At 65.1% G+C, this 395-nt stretch carries 1 protein-coding gene; it reads right to left on the bottom strand.

All coding sequences use genetic code 11. From position 1 onward, the window contains the following. Positions 1–155: 155 nt before the first annotated feature. The coding region (locus tag JHD79_RS22910; protein ID WP_233164850.1) for a hypothetical protein at positions 156–395 on the bottom strand (240 nt) is incomplete at its 5' end.

Here is a 395-nt window from a genome sequence, read left to right as displayed (position 1 = left end):
CCCCCCCCCCCCCCCCCCCCCCCCCCCCCCCCCCCCCCCCCCCCCCCCCCCCCCCCCCCCCCCCCCCCCCCTTTTCCAAGCCCAAGACGGCATACGCGATGGTAACGCAGGTCTCGTGGGCTCGGAGATGTGTATAAGAGACAGCCTGCGTAGGTTTATATTTTTCGAAGATTACTTTTAAGATATCTTTGTCCAAAACCATGGGCAAATAAGGTGAGATAATTATTGGTATCGTTAGAAGCGAGCTGAGGCTGTCTCTTATACACATCTGACGCTGCCGACGATCGAGCCATAGTGTAGATCTCGGGGGTCGGCGGGGCAGTAAAAAAGGGGGGGGGGGGGGGGGGGGGGGGGGGGGGGGGGGGGGGGGGGGGGGGGGGGGGGGGGGGGGGGGG

The organism is Pedobacter sp. ASV28 (genome assembly GCF_016428855.1).
In the GTDB taxonomy this organism is placed as follows: Bacteria; Bacteroidota; Bacteroidia; order Sphingobacteriales; family Sphingobacteriaceae; genus Pedobacter.
This window is presented reverse-complemented; position numbering and strand designations above follow the sequence as displayed.